Origin of the sequence: Shewanella sp. KCT (assembly GCF_007636505.1) — a bacterium.
Taxonomy (GTDB): domain Bacteria; phylum Pseudomonadota; class Gammaproteobacteria; order Enterobacterales; family Shewanellaceae; genus Shewanella; species Shewanella halotolerans.
In genome coordinates, this window is record NZ_LVDJ01000001.1 from 192,484 (window position 1) to 211,992 (window position 19,509).

The 19,509-nt window shown below is 52.0% G+C and carries 12 protein-coding genes; 8 read left to right on the plus strand and 4 right to left on the minus strand.

From position 1 onward, the window contains the following. Positions 1-92 precede the first annotated feature (92 nt). From AYI87_RS00915 to AYI87_RS00930, 4 genes are all read right to left on the minus strand, one after another. Positions 93-3,140 (minus strand): efflux RND transporter permease subunit, encoded by a 3,048-nt coding sequence (locus tag AYI87_RS00915; RefSeq protein WP_144198810.1) that lies wholly within the window; start codon positions 3,138-3,140, stop codon positions 93-95. Next, positions 3,137-6,385, minus strand: coding sequence for an efflux RND transporter permease subunit (locus tag AYI87_RS00920; protein WP_144198812.1), 3,249 nt, complete (start codon positions 6,383-6,385; stop codon positions 3,137-3,139). The genes AYI87_RS00915 and AYI87_RS00920 overlap by 4 nt, the downstream gene beginning before the upstream one ends. Before the next feature lie 14 nt (positions 6,386-6,399). Further along, positions 6,400-7,464, minus strand: a complete 1,065-nt coding sequence (locus AYI87_RS00925) for an efflux RND transporter periplasmic adaptor subunit (protein WP_144198814.1) — start codon at positions 7,462-7,464, stop codon at positions 6,400-6,402. A 651-nt stretch (positions 7,465-8,115) separates the two neighbouring features. Continuing rightward, positions 8,116-9,402 (minus strand): citrate synthase, encoded by a 1,287-nt coding sequence (locus AYI87_RS00930; protein WP_144198816.1) that lies wholly within the window; start codon positions 9,400-9,402, stop codon positions 8,116-8,118. Between the two features lie 412 nt (positions 9,403-9,814). On the opposite strand from AYI87_RS00930, the gene sdhC reads away from it, so the two are divergent. From sdhC to sucD, 8 genes are all read left to right on the plus strand, one after another. Then, positions 9,815-10,210 (plus strand): succinate dehydrogenase cytochrome b556 subunit, encoded by a 396-nt coding sequence (sdhC, locus tag AYI87_RS00935; protein ID WP_011865450.1) that lies wholly within the window; start codon positions 9,815-9,817, stop codon positions 10,208-10,210. Continuing rightward, positions 10,204-10,551: a succinate dehydrogenase, hydrophobic membrane anchor protein gene (sdhD, locus tag AYI87_RS00940; protein ID WP_144198817.1), complete on the plus strand. Its 348-nt coding sequence runs from the start codon at positions 10,204-10,206 to the stop codon at positions 10,549-10,551. Before sdhC ends, sdhD begins: the two co-directional genes overlap by 7 nt. Then, the gene (sdhA, locus tag AYI87_RS00945) at positions 10,552-12,318 is read left to right on the plus strand and encodes a succinate dehydrogenase flavoprotein subunit (protein ID WP_144198819.1); all 1,767 of its coding nucleotides are present in this window, start codon (positions 10,552-10,554) and stop codon (positions 12,316-12,318) included. It begins immediately after the preceding gene. Positions 12,319-12,328: 10 nt separating this feature from the next. After that, on the plus strand, positions 12,329-13,036 hold the full coding sequence (locus tag AYI87_RS00950; protein ID WP_144198821.1) for a succinate dehydrogenase iron-sulfur subunit: 708 nt from the start codon (positions 12,329-12,331) through the stop codon (positions 13,034-13,036). Between the two features lie 215 nt (positions 13,037-13,251). After that, positions 13,252-16,074, plus strand: coding sequence for a 2-oxoglutarate dehydrogenase E1 component (gene sucA / locus AYI87_RS00955; RefSeq protein WP_144198823.1), 2,823 nt, complete (start codon positions 13,252-13,254; stop codon positions 16,072-16,074). A 32-nt stretch (positions 16,075-16,106) separates the two neighbouring features. After that, complete coding sequence (gene odhB / locus AYI87_RS00960; protein ID WP_144198825.1) at positions 16,107-17,300, plus strand: 2-oxoglutarate dehydrogenase complex dihydrolipoyllysine-residue succinyltransferase; 1,194 nt, start codon at positions 16,107-16,109, stop codon at positions 17,298-17,300. Positions 17,301-17,403: 103 nt separating this feature from the next. Next, positions 17,404-18,570, plus strand: a complete 1,167-nt coding sequence (gene sucC / locus AYI87_RS00965) for an ADP-forming succinate--CoA ligase subunit beta (protein WP_011865456.1) — start codon at positions 17,404-17,406, stop codon at positions 18,568-18,570. Next, complete coding sequence (sucD, locus tag AYI87_RS00970) at positions 18,570-19,442, plus strand: succinate--CoA ligase subunit alpha (RefSeq protein ID WP_011865457.1); 873 nt, start codon at positions 18,570-18,572, stop codon at positions 19,440-19,442. The genes sucC and sucD overlap by 1 nt, the downstream gene beginning before the upstream one ends. The last annotated feature ends 67 nt before the right edge of the window (positions 19,443-19,509 follow it).

A 19,509-nucleotide genomic window follows, 5' to 3' on the forward strand; every position in this document is an offset into this window, starting at 1 on the left:
TTATCGAATCAATTTATATAGTTGCATAATAAAAAGGCTGCAAGAAGCAGCCTTTTTTAGTTTGTCTGAATTGTGCGCCTTTCCTGTCGGCCTTAGTGAGCCCAGGGCATGATGCGGCGCGTAAACCTGTCGGCGTTACCCAGCTTGATGGCGGCCTGATGGCGCATGCGATACAGGGCTTGATAGCAGAGCGGTACCAGATAGAGGCTGGTCAGCGTCGAGAAGCTCAAGCCGCCTATGATGGCGATCGCCATGGGTGCATATGGGGGGCCGCCGCCACCAATCTGGGTGTCGCCCATAGCCAGTGGTATCAGGCCTAGTACCGTGGTGCCGACTGTCATGAGCACCGGGCGCAGTCGGGTGATACACACAGATTCAATGGTGGCAGATAGACGATCCAGTTCAGGCGTCTTCTGGTTGATCTGATCCACAAGTACTATGCCGTTATTCACCACAATCCCCATCAAGATCAATATCCCTATCATGGCCATGATGGACATGCTGGTGCCGGTCAGCAGTAGCGCCCAGAACACCCCTGTGATGGAGAAGAGGATCGAGGTGATGATAGCCGTTGGCAGCAGTAGCGATTCGAAGAGGGCGGCCATGACGATATAGATCATGGCGATGGCCAAGATCATGTTGGTTGCCATGATGGCTTGATCTTCATCCTGACGCTGGAAACCGCCTCGCAGCGAATAGCCATAGCCCGCAGGAAACTGCACCGCATCCATCACCTGTTTGATGGCCTTTTGGGCCTCTTCCGTGGTCATCTCATCCAGGTTGGCACCGATTGAGAGCGCGGTTTGACGATCATAGTGGCGGATAGTATCGAATCGTGGACGAATCGAGATCTCGGCCAGGCTCTGCAAGGTGTATACGCGATTTCCCTGACGCACGATAGGTAGCTCTTTTAGCCTTTCGAGCGACTCGCGCCACTGTTTGTCGTAAGCCAGCTCGATGCGCAGCTCACCGCTTGGGTCGTGCCTGAAAGAGCGCAGCGGCGAACCACGAAGGGCCATAGACACGCTGCGGGCAAGTTCGCTCAGGCTCAAGTCCAGTCTCGCTGCCATGGTGCGGTCCAGCTCGATGATCACCTCTTGCTGTGTGCTGTTAAGCTCTGAGCGCACATCGATGAGCCCGTCTATCTTGGCCAGCATAGGCACCACCTGTTCACTGATAGTGATCAGTTCGCTGGTGGATCGTCCGGTAAGGGTGACGCGAATGCCATTGTTGTCGTTACCCCAGCCAAATTGTGGCTTGGCGATGGAGAACTTAGGGAAGCCTTCACGGATCTTGCGCTTCAGCGCCTTGATATCTATGTCGGCATCTTCCTGTAGCAGCAGGGTCGACTGACCTCTGTCGGCCGAGAAGTAGCTGTAGACAGAGTCGATATAGAACGCCTCTTTATTGGCGTAGAGGTAATCTTCCATGCGGTTGATCATCGCCTCTGTAACATCCAGGCTGTGTCGTCCCTCTACCTGGTAGTTGATGTAGAGGCGGTTATTACCTTCACCGTCGTTTTGATCCTGTTGCACCATGCTCAGCGGCAGCGCCGTTGAGGCTAGGATGATCACGGCAATCAGTCCTGAACGCTTGGGTCTGTGTAAGATCCACGCCAGGCTACGCTCGTAGAAAGACTCGAGCTTGCTCTGCTTGGGATTGGTCTCAATCTCGAAATGCAGCTTAGTTAACATCAATGGGATCAAAGTCTTAGCAACCAAGAGCGAGGCCGCCAGCGAGATACAGATGGCGATGGCCACATGCTCCAGGAAGATAGTCAGCTCTACCTTGACGCCGAAGATGTTTGGCAAGAATACAATGGCTGTGGTCAGGGTGCCGGCCAGTACCGCCAGGGCAACCTTGTTGACGCCCGTAAGCACCGCCTGGGAGGTGGTTGCCGTGCCTTGATGCTGCTTCTCTTGCAGCACGCTCTCACTGACCACCACGGCGTTGTCGATCAGCATGCCGACTGCCAGCAATAGTCCCATCATAGAGAGGATATTCAGGCTGTAGCCTAAGAAATACATGCCTGCCAGCGTCATACACAGAGAAATGGGCACAGAGGAGACCACCACCAGTGTCATCTTTAGGTTGCGCAGGAAGAGATAGAGCACGGCAAACGAGAGCAGGGCGCCTATCAGACCGGCAGCGAGTAGATCAGACAGGGAGGATTTCACCCCGTAGGCCTGATCTTCCATGATAAACAGCTTGATACCGTTGAACTGCTGGTCCTGTTTAGCCGCCTCGATCACCTTGAGTACGCGCTCAGACACGTCCACCAGGTTGGCGCCGGATTCTTTGAACACATCCAGACCGACTGCATATTTCTGATCCAGATGACGACCATCGAGGCGCTCGGGCAGGGCGTAGCGAATGCTGGCCACATCGCCCAAGGTGACGCCTGGGATCAATACCAGGGCGGCGATATCGTCGAGATCGCGAAACTCACCCTTTGGCGACACTTGATACACACGGGTGTTCGCCCTGAGGGTTCCGGCGCTGACGATAAAGTTCTCCTGCCCAAGACGCTGTTGCAACATGGTGCTGTTGATGCCGGTGGCGCTGAGCTTGTCGGCATCGATTCGGATCTCTATCTGTTTCTGCTCGACGCCATAAAGACTCACTTGAGAAACCCCTTCGACACGCTCTAGCGGCTTCTTCAGCTGCTTGTCCAGCAGGTCGAAGGCGCCAGATAACTCACGCTCGCTCGAGATACGTATGGTCAGCACAGGCATGTCGGCGGTGGAGAACTGGCGGATGAAGACCCGCTCCACATCCTTAGGCAAGAGATGGCGCACCGCATCCACCTTTTCCCTGGCTTCCAGGCTCTTGGTGGAGACGTTCTCGCCCCACTTCATCCTGAGTTCAATTTCGGCGCCATTTTGCGATGAGCGCGATCTCAGCTCCTCAATCCCGCCCATGGTGGCGAGAGACTCTTCCAATACATTGGTGATCTCACGCTCCACCTCTGCAGGGGTTGAGCCCTTGTAGGGGACTTCAATCATCACTTGCGGCATCTCTATGCCGGGAAACATCTCCAGTGGCAGCAGGCGGCTCGAGGCCAGACCAAAGAGGAGTATGGCCACGAAGAACATGCTGGTAGTAACGGGTCTCGTTAGGGCTAATCGAGTGATATTCATACTGATTCTCCCTCTTGGACGACTTCGGCTGGCGTGTCAAAGGCCTTGCGATCGAACAGGGCGTAGAGCGCTGGGATCACTACAAGCGTCAGTAGCGTGGCAAGTGACAAGCCGAAGATCACTGTGATCGCCATGGGGGCACGTACCTCGCTGCCATCGCCTAAACCCAGTGCCATAGGCGCCAGACCCAGTGCTGTCGTCATGGTGGTCATGACGATGGGGCGCAGGCGAGACTTGGCGGCTTCTTCGATGGCCGTCAGTTTAGCCATACCCTGCTCACGCAACTGGTTGATGCGATCCACCAGGACGATGGCGTTGTTCACTACGATACCCGCCAGCATGATAAGGCCGATGAACACCACCACGCTCAGGTGAGTCTGGGTGATGAAGAGACCGAAGATGCTACCGCCAACTGCCATGGGCACGGCGATCAGGATGAGCAGCGGATGTACCAGCGACTCGAACTGGCTGGCCATCACCAGATATACCAGGAAGACGGCCAATACCAGGGCGATCTGAAGTGACTGGAAGGAGTGTTCCATCTCTTCGTTCTGGCCACCGAAGCGCACCTGAATCGAGCTTGGCAGATTTTGCTGATCTATGATGCTTCTTGCCTCGAGTACCGCATCGTTGAGGTCACCATAGGCGAGGTTTGCCGAAACGATGGCAACGCGCTGCTGGCTGATACGGTTGATGGCAGAAGGGCCCAGATTCAAGGAGACATCGGCAACGGCGCTCAGTGGAATAGGCTGGTTGCTGTTGGGGTTGATGATCATCGAATCGATGTCACTTATCTGGTCGCGCTCCTCGAGTTCGCTGCGCACCAAGATGTCGATCTTTCTGTCGCGCACCGTATATTGGCTGGCGACTGTGCCGCCGATGCGCTGGGCGATACGATTCGCCACGGTTGGTGCGTCCATGCCTAGGGCGGCAAGGCGAGCGTGGTCGAAGCGGATGCTCAGCTCTGGCTGACCGTCACGAAGGCTGGTGTTGAGGTCGGCAAAACGATCTGAGTCTGACAGCGCGCTGATAAGGTTATCGGCGGTCTGCTTTAGCTGAGCTAAGTCATAGCCAATCACTTCTATCTCAAGCGGTGTCTTGAAGCTAAACAGCTCTGGATGTTGGATCTTGGCCTCTAGCTCTGGGATACGTATGGCTGTGGTGCGCAGCACATGGGTGACTGCATCGAAGGCCTGATGATCGGCCAGCACCACCTGCAGACGGCCCCAGTTTTCGCCGCCGCGCGAGGTGTCTGAGGTCATCAGACCGCCGCTACCGGCTTGGCTGTAGGCATGCTTTACATCTTCCCTGTCTTTGATAGACAAGGCCAGCTTTTGTAACACTCTGTCTGTCTCACTGACTTCTGTGCCCGGCGGCAGCAGGACTTCTACATAGAACTCGCCCTGATTCATCGGCGGGATCAGCTCCATGCCGAGTCTTGGGATAAGGCTCATGGTGCCCAAGGTGAGAGTGAGGGCGATGACCAGTGTCACCCAGGTAAACTTAAGCGCCTTGCGTAGCAGTTTGTGATAAACCCTTTCTAGCAGGTTGTAGCACCAGTTAAATGCCAGGCTGATGGGCCGCATGACCAGGCCTGCAAGCCATGAAAAGGCGCGGCTCAGCATCAAGGCCAGGGTCAGTAGCAGTGACGGCAGATAACTAAACAGCAGCACGAAGGGGAAGGAGCACACGGTGGCGCCATAATGCTTCACCTTGGCCAGCTTAGTGTCGAGCACAGGCTTTTCGCGTTTTTGTACCAGGTGTGGCAGGGCCTTGAAGCCTTCACGCGATGCCAGCATAGGGATGGTGGTCAGGGCGACCAGCAGGGAGGCCAGTAGGGCGAAGGTGACTGTCAGCGCCTGATCCGAGAACAGCGCGCCGGCAACACCGTCGACAAACACCAGCGGCACGAATACCGCCAGGGTGGTCATGGTGGAGGCGAAGATAGCGCCGGCCACCTCTTTGGTACCCGTCACGGCGGCGTCGAGTTTATTCATTCCCAGCTTGCGACAGCGGTCAATGTTTTCCAGCACCACGATGGCATTGTCCACCAGGAGCCCCACCGCCAGGGCGATACCGCCCAGTGACATGATGTTGAGGCTGATGTCGGCAAAATACATCATGTTGAAGGTGGCAATCACCGAAAACGGAATCGAGATGGAGATGATCAGGGTCGGCACTATGTCCCTGAGGAATAGGTAGATCACCAGCATGGAGAGTAAGCTACCGATCAGCGCCGCCGAGGTGACCTCGCTGACTGCGCTCTCGATAAACTCTGATTGATCGTAGATAACCTTAAGTTCAGCCTTCTCGTTTAGCTTCTTGAGGTCGTTAAGTTTAGCAGTGACTTTACGAGCCACGGCAACCGTGTTGGCATCGCCTTCCTTATAGATGGCCAGCTCGATAGACTCGGCAGAGCCGATGCGGGTGATGTCGTTACGCTCCTTATGGCTGTCGATGATGTCGGCCACCTCGAACAGACGTACCAGGGTCTGATTGTCGCGATAGACGATGATCTGACCCAGCTCGTCCAGGGAGTTGAACTGATTGAGGGTACGCACCAGATACTCTTTCTCGCCCTGTACCACCTTACCGGCAGAGAGGTTGATGTTTTCGGCGGCGATACGCTCGCGGATCTTATCGGCGTTCAGGTTAAGCTGAGTCAACTTCTCCTGATTGAGCTGAATATGCACCTCTTGCTCGAGACCACCGGAGAGCCTGACGGCCGCGACGCCACTAAGGGACTCAAGCTGACGCTTGAGCTCCTCCTCGGCAAAGGTGCGCATCTGCTTGAGCGACTGGGCATCGGCGTCGGGCAGGGAGAGGGCTAGACGCACGATAGGATCCAGATTAGGGTTAAAGCGCAGCAACAGCGGCTTCTTCACATCCAGGGGTAGCTCTATGGTGTCTAGCTTTTCCCTGACCTCCAGGCTCGCCATGTCCATATCTGTGCCCCATTCAAATTCGAGCACCACATCGGACATGCCGGAGCGGGAGATGGAGCTTATCTTACGCAGCCCCTTAACGATACCGGCGGCCTCTTCGATGGGCTTAGAGACAAGCTGCTCAACCTCGACCGGCGCGGCGCCTTCATATTGGGTACGTATGGTGATGGTCGGGTAGCTGAGATCCGGCAGGAGTTTCACCGCCAGGCGAGAGAAACCCACCATGCCAAAGAGGATCACCGCCAGCATAAACATCCACACGGATACCGGCCGTTTAACGGAAGTATTAATTATCGACATAAGCTAAGTTCCCGTTATTGTTGTGCGCGAGCAACGTCTAGTTGGCTGATCACTTCAACTAAGGATTGATCTTTCAGGTTTTGTTGTCCGCGGATCACTATCTGTTCGCCGGGTTCCAGCCCTGAGACCACCTCTACTGTGTCGGCTTCGCGATAGCCTAGGGCAACTTCGCGGCGCAGGGCATTGTCTCCTTGGACGACATACAGGGCGTATTGATTGTCCTGATTGACCACGGCGTTGTAGGGAACGGTTATCACATTGCTGTGGGTGTCGTATCTCAGCTCAACCCGGGTAAACATCCCCGCCTTTAGTTGGGCATTCTGGTTAGGCACCGAAAGGGTGACCTTAAAGGTACCGCTTTGAGGGTCGACTATGGGGCTGATCCGCAGCACCTTGGCGTGAATGGTATCTTGGGTGTGCTTGTTGGCATACAGCTCGGCCTCCTGGCCTAGGCGCAGGCTCTGCAGCTGCGCCTCTGGCAGATGCACTATGCCGTACAGTTCATCTTGATTAACCACATAGAAAAGCTGCTCAAACTCTTTGGCCATGTTACCGGCTTTCACATAACGCTTGGCCACTACGCCATCGATAGGGGAGCGAACCATGCTTTCTTCTACCTGAAGGGCGGCTAAGTCGCGCTTGGCGATGGCGGCTTGTAGGTTGTACTCGAGTTTGGCCATGGAATCGGCGCTGATGAACTCTTTATTGCTCATCTTCTTTAAACGGTTGAGCTCTTGCTCGATGATCTCCACTTCAGCCTGTGAGCGGGCCAGATCGTAGCGCTGGCGCTTAGCATCGATTACTGCCAGCAATTGCCCCTTGGAGACGCGATCCCCTTCTTCGACTTTAATGGATTCGATAAGACCGGCTATGCGGCTAACAACGTCGGCTTCCTGAGGAGCTTCCAGAGTTGCGGTAGTACTATAAAAAGAGGAGACATCACCTTGTATGACTGTCGTGGTTTCGACTGGAACGGCGTACTTTTCTTCTTCTTTCTTCGTTTCCTCATTACCACATGCACTGAGTACGGCAACAAATAGTAGGGGAAGTGCCAACTTAAACTTTGAAAAAGATTCCATGTGAAGATACCTATGTTATTTATCCAATTAGCCTTAGTAAGCACAAGGTGTGCCAAAATGTTAAATGACTATTTATCAGGTGCTTACGCTAAAATCAGTTAGGGCATGGTGAGTTTGTTAACTGGTTTGTAGCGAAAATGTTTAACATGTGATGCTTTTGACTAATTAACAGTTAAGACCTATTGCCAAGGTCAGTGCAAATTGGATTTGATACAAAATGTATCTCTATTACATAGGGGCAGCTTCACTTACATGGATGTAAGGCTGATTGCTTAATGGGAAAAGGTTTAGAAGTGAAGTGCTGAGAGAAAAAGGGCTGAGCGGGAAGGGCAGAGAGGAAAGGGCTGAAGAGAAGACTTGTGGAAGGTAAAGGGAGTCAATCGCTTTAAATCGTGAACCCATAGTGGTGAAGGCTCAGATACCAACATCCAGATATAAAAGCTCGTCTATAACTACTCATGTAAAAGGTGCATGTAAAAGACGCATGTAAAAGGCTCATATAGAAGCTCAGGCATAACGCCTTGCCTAAAACTGAGGCATTAAAAGAGAGCGACCAAAAGAGCGATTAAAAGTAGAGCAATTAAAGCAAAGCTATTCGAAGAGATACATAAAAAAAGCACCCGAAGGGTGCTTTTTAAGACTAGGCAGCGATTAACGCTTGTCCAGTTTGACGAAGTCGCGTTCTGGTGAGCCTGTGTAGAGCTGGCGTGGACGGCTGATCTTGTGACCAGGCTGATCCAGCATCTCTTTCCAGTGTGCAATCCAACCCACAGTACGCGCCAGGGCGAACAGTACGGTGAACATGCTGGTTGGAATGCCGATAGCCTTCATGATGATGCCTGAGTAGAAATCGACGTTTGGATAGAGTTTCTTCGACACGAAGTACTCATCTTCCAGTGCGATACGCTCAAGTTCCATCGCCACGTCGAGCAGCGGGTCATTGACCTTAAGCTCGGCAAGGACTTCGTGACAGGTTTCGCGCATAACCTTGGCGCGAGGGTCGAAGTTCTTGTAAACGCGGTGACCGAAGCCCATCAGACGGAATGGATCTTCCTTATCTTTCGCACGAGCGATGAACTCAGGAATGCGATCGACAGTGCCAATCTCTTCCAGCATGTTCAGGCAAGCTTCGTTAGCGCCGCCGTGTGCAGGGCCCCATAGTGAAGCGATACCCGCTGCGATACATGCAAATGGGTTAGCACCCGATGAACCGGCTAGACGCACGGTAGAGGTCGAAGCGTTTTGCTCATGGTCTGCGTGCAGGATAAAGATACGGTCCATAGCGCGTTCGATGATAGGGTTAACCTTGTACTCTTCGCAAGGAACCGCAAACATCATGCTTAGGAAGTTACCCGCATAGCTTAGGTCGTTACGTGGGTAAACAAATGGCTGGCCAATTGAATACTTGTAACACATAGCGGCGATAGTCGGCATCTTAGAGACTAAACGGAACGCCGCAATTTCGCGGTGGTGTTCGTCGTTGACATCGAGAGAGTCTTGGTAGAATGCAGACAGTGCACCTGTGACACCACATAGCATGGCCATTGGGTGTGCGTCACGGCGGAAACCACGGAAGAACGAAGCCAGTTGCTCGTTAACCATAGTGTGGGTCTTAACCGTGTAAACAAATTTGTCGTATTGAGCCTTGTTAGGTAACTCACCGTAAAGCAGCAGATAACAAAGATCTAAATAGTCTGAGTCGACGGCAAGTTCGTCGATCGCGTAACCACGGTGTAAAAGTATACCTTGGGCGCCATCAATGTAAGTGATAGCTGATTCGCAGGATGCTGTCGCTAGGAATCCTGGGTCAAATGTAAAATGACCTTTGCTACCGAGTTTGCTGATGTCGATAACATCAAATCCCGCCGTTCCTTTCTTAATAGGCAGGTCAATCGAATCGTTCCCTGGTAGTTCCAATTTGGCTATATTATCAGCCATACCCCGTTCTCCTTACTTCATTCTTATGTGAGTGCGGCTTTGTCAAACGCCAATACTTTACAGTGAATCTAGATCACATTTCAATTTAAATAAGTGTTTAAATTCGTTAGACCATGGTCTTAATTTGACGTAAGTGCCCGCCAATACAGCAACTTGGCAGATTTTTTTACCAAAAAAACAAAATTTGCATAATGTGATGTTTGTATTTGACATTTGTGGGGCGTATACTTGCTTCGGCTCGAAAGAGCTGCAAACAAACCAATTCGTAGACCATTATTTACATACTTATTTAGTGATTTTTGAATTAGTTAACTGTTTGTTTCAACTTTCCTTTTGAGGCGAGAGGAGGTGGTAAGTTTGCTTGCTGGTCAAATTTCGTTCGAAAGAGGTTCAATAACAAAAATAATGCTCAATGGAGCAGAGTGAGCAGAACGTGAAAAAGCAAAGACCTGTCCATCTAGATCTGCAGACCATTCGCTTTCCTGCAACAGCGATTGCGTCAATCCTACACCGTGTCTCCGGTGTCATCATGCTGTTTGCCGTCGGCATTCTTATCTGGTTGTTGAGTGAGTCACTCGCATCTGCTGAGAGTTTCGCAGGCATTCAATCTCTATTTGATACCTTTATCGTTAAGTTTGTTGTCTGGGGAATTCTGACCGCGCTTGGTTATCACCTGATCGTTGGCCTACGCCACCTGATCATGGATACCGGTCGTTGGGAAGAGTTGGAATCGGGTAACGCTTCAGCGAAAGCCGCCTTCGTTATTGCAGCGGCATGGTCAATCATTGCGGGGATTTGGGTATGGTAACAAATGCAGCAAGTCTTGGACGCAGTGGCGTTCATGATTTTATTCTTCTTCGTGCTAGTGCCGTGATCCTTACTTGTTACACCATTTTCTTAGTAGGATTCATCGCCGCTAGTGCGCCTCTCACTTATGACGTATGGCACGGTTTGTTCAGTGCTTTGCCGATGAAAGTGTTTACGCTTCTTGCCCTGGTCGCCATCCTGGTTCACGCCTGGATCGGTATCTGGCAGGTGCTCACCGACTATGTTAAGCCGGTAGCCGTCCGTGGCGTACTCCAATTCGTCTTCGTCATAGCAGCGCTTTCTTACCTGGCTGCTGGCATTGTTATTGTGTGGGGTGTTTAAGTGAGTATTCCAGTACGTGAGTTTGATGCAGTCGTAATTGGCGCCGGTGGCGCGGGTATGCGAGCTGCACTACAGATTTCTAAAGAAGGTAAGAGCTGCGCGCTGTTATCTAAAGTATTCCCAACGCGTTCTCATACCGTTTCTGCCCAGGGTGGTATTACCGTTGCCCTAGGTAACGCACATGAAGACCATTGGGAACAGCACATGTACGATACCGTTAAGGGTTCCGACTTCATCGGTGACCAAGACGCTATCGAATTTATGTGTCAAACCGGTCCAGAAGCCATTATCGAACTCGAGCACATGGGTCTGCCATTCTCTCGTTTCGATAACGGTAAGATCTATCAGCGTCCTTTCGGCGGCCAATCGAAGAACTTCGGTGGCGAGCAGGCGGCACGTACCGCTGCGGCGGCTGACCGTACCGGTCACGCCCTGCTGCACTGTCTATACCAGCAGAACGTTAAGCATAAGACTGAAGTCTTCTCTGAGTGGTATGCACTTGACCTGGTTAAGAACGAAGATGGCGCCATCGTAGGTTGTACTGCAATCGAAATCGAAACCGGCGAGATCGTGTACTTCAAGTCTAAGGCCACCATTCTGGCAACCGGTGGTGCGGGTCGTATCTACGCCTCTACCACTAACGCTCACATCAACACCGGCGACGGTGTCGGCATGGCGATGCGCGCTGGCGTGCAGATGCAAGACATGGAGATGTGGCAGTTCCACCCAACCGGTATCGCCGGCGCGGGTGTACTGGTCACCGAAGGTTGTCGTGGTGAAGGCGGATACCTGCTGAACAAAGATGGCGAGCGTTTCATGGAGCGTTACGCACCAAACGCGAAAGACCTGGCATCTCGTGACGTGGTAGCACGTTCTATGATGACTGAGATCCGTGAAGGCCGTGGTCTCGACGGTCCACTAGGTCCTCACTGTTTACTGAAACTCGATCACTTAGGTAAAGAGACGCTTGAAGCACGTCTACCAGGCGTTTGTGAACTGTCTCGTACCTTCGCGCATATCGATCCAGCCGATGGTCCAATCCCTGTACTGCCAACTTGTCACTATATGATGGGTGGTTTGCCTGCTAAGGTGAGCGGTCAGGTGATCCGTAAGAATGAAGATGGTAGCGAGCAGGATGTCGTTGGTCTGTTTGCCGTGGGTGAGATTGCCTGTGTATCGGTACACGGCGCGAACCGCCTGGGTGGTAACTCACTACTCGACCTCGTGGTCTTTGGCCGTGCAGCCGGTCAGCACCTGGGTAAGGCGCTGGATGAGACTGCTACACCTAAAGATGCAACCGATGCCGACATCGCTAAGTCGCTTGAGCGTCTAAATCGTTGGGAAAGCAACAAAGACGGTGAAGATCCTGCGCAGATCCGTAAAGATCTTCAGCTTTGTATGCAGCTTAACTTCTCGGTATTCCGTACCGGCGAGGCAATGGCAGAAGGTCTTGAAGAGCTTAAGGCGATTCGCGAGCGTTTGGCTAACGCCAAGCTGTCTGACAACTCAAGAGAGTTCAACACTCAGCGTATCGAGTGTCTAGAGCTAGATAACCTGATGGCGACAGCGATTGCGACTGCTTATGCGGCGAACTTCCGTCAAGAGAGTCGTGGTGCGCATTCACGTGAAGACTTCCTCGAGCGTGATGATGAGAACTGGTTGTGTCACAGCTTGTTCGATCCTCAGACCGAACAGATGACCAAGCGTGCGGTAAACATGGAGCCTAAGCTTCGTGAAGCCTTCCCGCCGATCAAGCGTACCTACTAAGGAAGATAAGATGAATTTGAAGATTGCTATTTATCGCTATAATCCTGAAGTAGACTCTAAGCCTTACATGAAGGATTACACGCTAGAAGTGGCTGACGGTACCGATATGATGGTGCTGGATGTCCTGATGCAGCTGAAGGTACAAGACCCAACGCTGGCGTTCCGTCGCTCATGCCGTGAAGGTGTTTGTGGTAGTGATGGCGTAAACATGAACGGCAAGAACGGTCTGGCCTGTATCACACCAATTTCTACCTTCAAGGGTAAGAAGCTGGAGATACGTCCACTGCCGGGTATGCCTGTTGTTCGTGACCTGATTGTTGACCTGACTCAGTTCTACAAGCAGTACGAGAAGATCAAGCCTTACCTGATCAACGACGACAAGACACCGGCCCGTGAACATCTGCAATCGCCAGAAGAGCGTGCGCACCTGGATGGTCTGTATGAGTGTATCATGTGTGCGTGTTGTTCAACGGCTTGTCCATCATTCTGGTGGAACCCAGACAAGTTCATCGGTCCAAGTGGCCTGTTGCATGCCTATCGTTTCCTTATCGATAGCCGCGATACCGCCACAGAAGAGCGTCTGTCTGAGCTCGACGATGCTTACAGCGTATTCCGTTGCCATGGCATCATGAACTGTGTTGACGTTTGTCCTAAAGGACTCAACCCGACTAAAGCAATTGGACACATCAAGTCTATGCTGCTTAAGCGAGCTGTCTAAATGCAACACACTGAGCTGATTTTAATAATTATATAGCTCTTTTGAGAGTCACTTCTTCTATGTGAGAAGTGGCTCTTTTATGTAATGGAACTACACATGCCGTGAAATCTGGACTCTAGGGGCGGCAGATATTTTGCAATTGCAGTACATTTGACTGGATTGCATTTTCAATACTTTGGCTAAAAACACGTGTATAAAGTTTGAAAGGAATAGAAATGCACCAAGGCATCATGAAAGCCTGGCTCGAATCGTCTCATTTAAACGGGGCTAATTCGACCTATGTAGAAGAGATGTATGAAGCCTATCAAGAGGACCCTCAGTCAGTATCAGACGACTGGCGAGCGGTGTTTGATAACCTCCCATATGCCAACGGTGCAACAGCAGATGTGCCCGAAGCTGCCCACTCTAAAGTACGTGAATATTTCCGTAGTTTGGCGCTAGACGGTCGTCACAAGAGCGCTGCTCGTGTGACCGATCCAGAAGTCGATGCCAAACAGGTTAAAGTTCTTCAGTTGATCAACGCCTACCGTTTCCGCGGCCACCAGAATGCGAATCTGGATCCCCTCGGGCTATGGAAGCGCGATACCGTCTCTGAATTGGACCCGGCCTTCCACGGCTTAACCGGCGAAGATATGGAGCGTGAATTCAACACTGGTTCATTTGCTCACGGTGGCGACACCATGAAGCTGGGTGATCTGGTTAAAGCACTGAAAGCAACCTATTGTGCTGCTATCGGTGCGGAATACATGCACATCACAGATACCGATGAGAAGCGTTGGATCCAACAACGCTTGGAGCCATCATTAGGTAGAGCGAATTACGATAAGAACACCAAGACACGTATCCTCGAGGGCCTGAACGCCGCCGAAGGTATGGAGAAGTATCTCGGTGCCAAGTTCCCCGGCGCAAAACGTTTCTCACTGGAAGGTGGTGACGCGCTCGTCCCTATGATGCGTGAAATCATCTATCGTGGCGGTGAAGCGGGTACTAAAGAGATCGTCGTGGGCATGGCTCACCGTGGTCGTCTAAACCTGCTGGTTAACATCTTAGGTAAGAAGCCATCAGAACTCTTCGACGAGTTTGCCGGTAAGCACAGCGATGAGCTCAACGGCTCGGGTGACGTTAAGTATCACCAAGGTTTCTCATCAGATTTCGAAACACCGGGCGGCAACGTTCACCTGGCACTGGCGTTTAACCCATCGCACCTTGAGATCGTTAACCCTGTGGTCATGGGCTCGGTAAGAGCACGTCTGGACCGCCGCGGTTGTAAGACGGGTCTTCAGGTAATGCCTATCACTATTCACGGCGACAGCGCGATTGCCGGTCAAGGTATTGTCCAAGAGACCTTTAACATGTCTCAGACCCGTGCCTTCAAGGTGGGTGGCAGTATCCGTATCGTGGTCAACAACCAGGTAGGTTTTACTACTAACCTGACTGAAGACACCCGTTCGACCGAGTACTGTACCGATATCGCCAAGATGGTACAGGCGCCTATCTTCCACGTGAACGCAGACGACCCAGAATCGGTCGCCTTCGTTGCTCAGCTAGCGGTTGATTACCGTAACGAGTTTAAGCGTGACGTAGTGATCGATCTGGTCTGTTACCGTCGTCACGGCCACAACGAGGCCGACGAGCCGAGTGCAACTCAGCCGTTGATGTATGCCAAGATCAAGAAACATCCAACGCCACGTAAGATCTATGCCGACCGTCTGATCGAAGAGCAGACCCTAGGCGCAGATGATGTGACCGCGATGATCAACGACTACCGCGACGCGCTGGATAAAGGCGATTGCGTAGTTAAAGAGTGGCGTCCAATGACGCTGCACACGGTTGACTGGACACCTTATCTTAACCGTGAGTGGGATGAGGCTTATCCTGCCGAGTTACCGCTAGATCGCGTTAAGGCATTGGCTGAGAAGATCAGCTACGTGCCAGAGGGCCACAAGCTACAGTCGCGTGTTGCTAAGATCTACAAAGACCGTGTGGCCATGGCCGCCGGTGACAAGCTGCTGGACTGGGGCTTTGCCGAAACTCTCGCCTACGCCTCGATTTTGGATGACAACAAGCGCGTGCGTATCACAGGTCAAGACTCCGGCCGTGGTACCTTCTTCCACCGTCACGCCGTGTTGCACAACCAAAATGATGCGACGGCTTATCTGCCACTGCGTCACCTGTCTGACATGCAAGGCCCTATCGATATCTCTGACTCGGTATTGTCTGAAGCCTCAGTACTGGCGTTCGAGTACGGTTATGCTACGGCTGAGCCGGGCGGCCTGACCATTTGGGAAGCTCAGTTCGGTGACTTCGCTAACTGTGCCCAGGTGGTGATCGATCAGTTCCTCTCTTCAGGTGAGCAGAAGTGGGGCCGCCTGTGTGGCTTGACCATGCTGTTGCCACATGGCTACGAAGGTCAGGGCCCAGAGCACTCGAGTGCACGTCTGGAGCGTTTCCTGCAGCTTTGTGCTAACCACAACATGCAGGTGTGTGTCCCATCGACACCGGCACAGGTTTACCACATGCTACGCCGTCAGGTAGTGCGTCCTATGCGTCGTCCTCTGGTGGTCATGTCACCTAAGTCACTGCTGCGTCATCCGCTGGCGGTGTCTAGCCTGGAAGAATTGGCCGAAGGCACCTTCCAGAATGTGATTGCCGAGATAGACGAGCTCGATAGCAGCAAGGTCGATCGCGTGGTCTTCTGTAGTGGTAAGGTTTACTTCGAACTGCTCGAGAAGCGTCGTAAAGAGAACCTGGACAATGTTGCACTCATTCGTGTCGAACAACTGTACCCGTTCCCACACGAAGATATGGCAAAGATCCTCGCCCAGTATCAGCACGTTAAAGATTTCGTTTGGTGTCAGGAAGAACCTCAGAACCAAGGCGCTTGGTATTGCAGCCAGCACCACTTCTGGGCAGCCATTCCTGCCGGTGCTCAATTAACCTATGCGGGTCGTGAAGCCTCGGCCGCGCCAGCATGTGGTTATCCGGCCCTGCACACCCAGCAGCAAGAATCTTTAATCAATAGCGCATTAAAACTGTAGTAATAGACAATTTATAAAAAGGATAGCTTTCCATGAGTATCGAAATTAAGGTACCCGTACTGCCAGAATCAGTTGCTGATGCAACCATCGCCACATGGCATGTTAAAGCTGGCGAGCAAGTGTCTCGTGATCAAAACCTGGTCGATATCGAAACCGACAAGGTGGTTCTAGAAGTGGTTGCGCCAGAAGATGGTTCAATCGTTGAGTTCCTGGCGGAAGAGGGTGACACAGTGTTGGCCGAAGCCGTTATTGCTAAGTTTGTTGCTGGTGCGGTTGCCGGTCAGGAAGTCTCTAAAGAGCAAGCCGAAGCGGCAGCCCCGCAAGCGGAAGCGGCTAGCGAAGAGTCTAACGACGCGCTAAGCCCATCTGTACGTCGTCTGATTGCCGAGCACAACCTGGATGCCGCTAAAATTAAGGGTACTGGTGTTGGCGGTCGTATCACTAAAGAAGATGTGGAAGCCTTCATCAAGTCAGCGCCTGCTGCTAAGTCAGCTGCGGCGCCAGCCGTTGTTGCGCCGCTAGGTGAGCGTAGCCAGAAGCGTGTACCTATGACGCGTCTGCGTAAGACTATCGCAAACCGTCTGCTGGAAGCGAAGAACTCAACGGCTATGTTGACGACCTTCAACGAAGTGAACATGAAGCCTATCATGGACATTCGTAAGCAGTATCAAGAGCTGTTCGAGAAGAAGCACGGCATCCGTCTTGGTTTCATGTCTTTCTACGTGAAAGCCGTGACCGAAGCCCTGAAGCGTTTCCCAGAAGTGAACGCCTCTATCGACGGTGATGATATCGTTTACCACAACTACTTCGACGTGAGCATCGCGGTTTCTACGCCTCGTGGCCTGGTAACACCAGTACTGCGTGACACAGACACCATGAGCCTGGCTGACATCGAGCGTAACGTTCGTGACCTGGCTATCAAGGGCCGCGACGGTAAGCTGACTGTTGACGACATGACCGGCGGTAACTTCACCGTGACTAACGGCGGCGTATTTGGCTCGCTAATGTCTACCCCAATCCTTAACCTGCCACAAAGCGCTATCTTGGGCATGCATGCCATCAAAGATCGCCCAATGGCGGTTAATGGTCAGGTAGAAATTCTACCTATGATGTACCTAGCACTCTCTTATGACCACCGTATCATCGATGGTCGTGAGTCTGTTGGCTTCCTGGTTGCCATTAAGGACTTCCTGGAAGACCCAACTCGTCTACTATTAGACCTGTAAGACGATGTTGTTTCGATGCCTGTCGGCAACGGTAGGCATCACCCCTCGCTACCGACTCTATTGAGCCGGTTGGATTAGATTAGAAGTATACGGATAGATCATCATGAATTTGCATGAGTATCAGGCAAAAGCCCTATTTGCCGAATATGGTTTACCAGTGTCAGAAGGTTATGCTTGTGATACCCCTCAAGAGGCGGTAGAAGCGGCTGGCCATATTGGCGGAGATATGTGGGTTGTTAAGTGTCAAGTACACGCAGGCGGCCGTGGTAAAGCAGGTGGCGTTAAAGTTACCGGCGATAAAGAAGAGATCAGAGCATTTGCTGAGCATTGGTTAGGCAAGAACCTGGTAACTTATCAGACTGACGAAAAAGGTCAGCCAGTTGCTAAGATCCTAGTCGAAAGCTGCACTGATATCGCAAACGAGCTGTACCTAGGTGCCGTTGTTGACCGTGCGACCCGTCGCGTTGTCTTCATGGCGTCTACCGAAGGTGGCGTAGAGATTGAAACTGTTGCCGAAGAGACACCTGAGCTGATCCACAAGGCGATTATCGATCCTTTGACAGGTCCTCAGCCTTACCAGGCACGCGATCTTGGCTTCAAGTTGGGTCTGAACCCAACTCAGATGAAGCAGTTCACAAAAGTCTTCATGGGTTTGGCGACTATGTTCACCGACCACGACTTCGCACTGCTTGAGATCAACCCTCTGGTTATCACTACCGAAGGTAACATCCACTGTCTAGACGGTAAGATTGGTATCGATGGTAACGCATTGTTCCGTCAACCAAAGATCCGTGACATGCACGATCCATCACAGGATGACGCTCGTGAAGCACACGCTGCTAAATTTGAGCTGAACTATGTTGCCCTAGACGGTAACGTAGGCTGCATGGTAAACGGTGCCGGCCTAGCAATGGGTACTATGGACATCGTTAACCTGCACGGCGGCAAGCCAGCTAACTTCCTGGACGTTGGTGGCGGCGCGACTAAAGAGCGTGTTGCTGAAGCATTCAAGATCATCTTGTCTGACGCTAACGTGAAAGCGGTTCTGGTCAACATCTTCGGTGGTATCGTACGTTGTGACATGATCGCTGAAGGTATCATTGGTGCCGTTAAAGAAGTGGGTGTTGAAGTGCCAGTGGTTGTTCGTCTAGAAGGTACTAACGCAGATCTCGGTCGCGAAGTATTGGCTAACTCTGGTCTTGACATTATTGCAGCCGAGTCGCTAACCGACGCTGCTGTTAAAGTTGTTGCTGCTGCGGAGGGCAAATAATGTCTGTATTAATTAACAAAGATACCAAGGTTATCTGTCAGGGTTTCACTGGCGGTCAAGGTACTTTCCACTCTGAGCAAGCTATCGCTTACGGTACGCAAATGGTTGGCGGTGTTTCGCCAGGCAAGGGCGGTCAGGTTCACCTGGGTCTGCCTGTATTCAACACAGTAAAAGATGCTGTGGCTGAAACCGGTGCGACTGCTACCGTTATCTATGTACCTGCGCCTTTCTGTAAAGACGCTATCCTAGAAGCTATCGACGGCGGCATCGAGCTAATCGTTTGTATTACTGAAGGTATTCCTACTCTGGATATGCTGGAAGTTAAGGTTAAGCTGGAAGAGACTGGCGTTCGCATGATCGGTCCAAACTGCCCAGGTGTTATCACCCCAGGCGAATGTAAGATCGGTATCATGCCAGGTCACATCCATAAGCCAGGTAAAGTGGGCATCGTGTCTCGCTCTGGTACCCTGACCTATGAAGCGGTTAAGCAAACGACTGACGAAGGTTTCGGCCAATCAACTTGTGTTGGTATCGGTGGTGACCCAATCCCAGGTACTAACTTCATCGACGTATTGGAAATGTTCCAAAACGATCCACAGACCGAAGCTATCGTTATGATCGGCGAGATCGGTGGTACTGCTGAAGAAGAAGCTGCTGCTTACATCAAGGCTAACGTGACTAAGCCTGTTGTCTCTTACATTGCCGGTGTTACTGCACCTGCTGGTAAGCGTATGGGCCACGCTGGCGCGATCATCGCTGGCGGTAAAGGTACGGCTGAAGACAAGTTTGCAGCACTAGAAGCGGCAGGCGTGACTACCGTACGTTCACTTGCCGACATCGGCAGTGCACTGCGTGCTAAGACTGGCTGGTAATATCCACCTAAGTCTGTAGCATGAATTAAAAAAGGCGCCTTAGGGCGCCTTTTTTATTACCTATTCA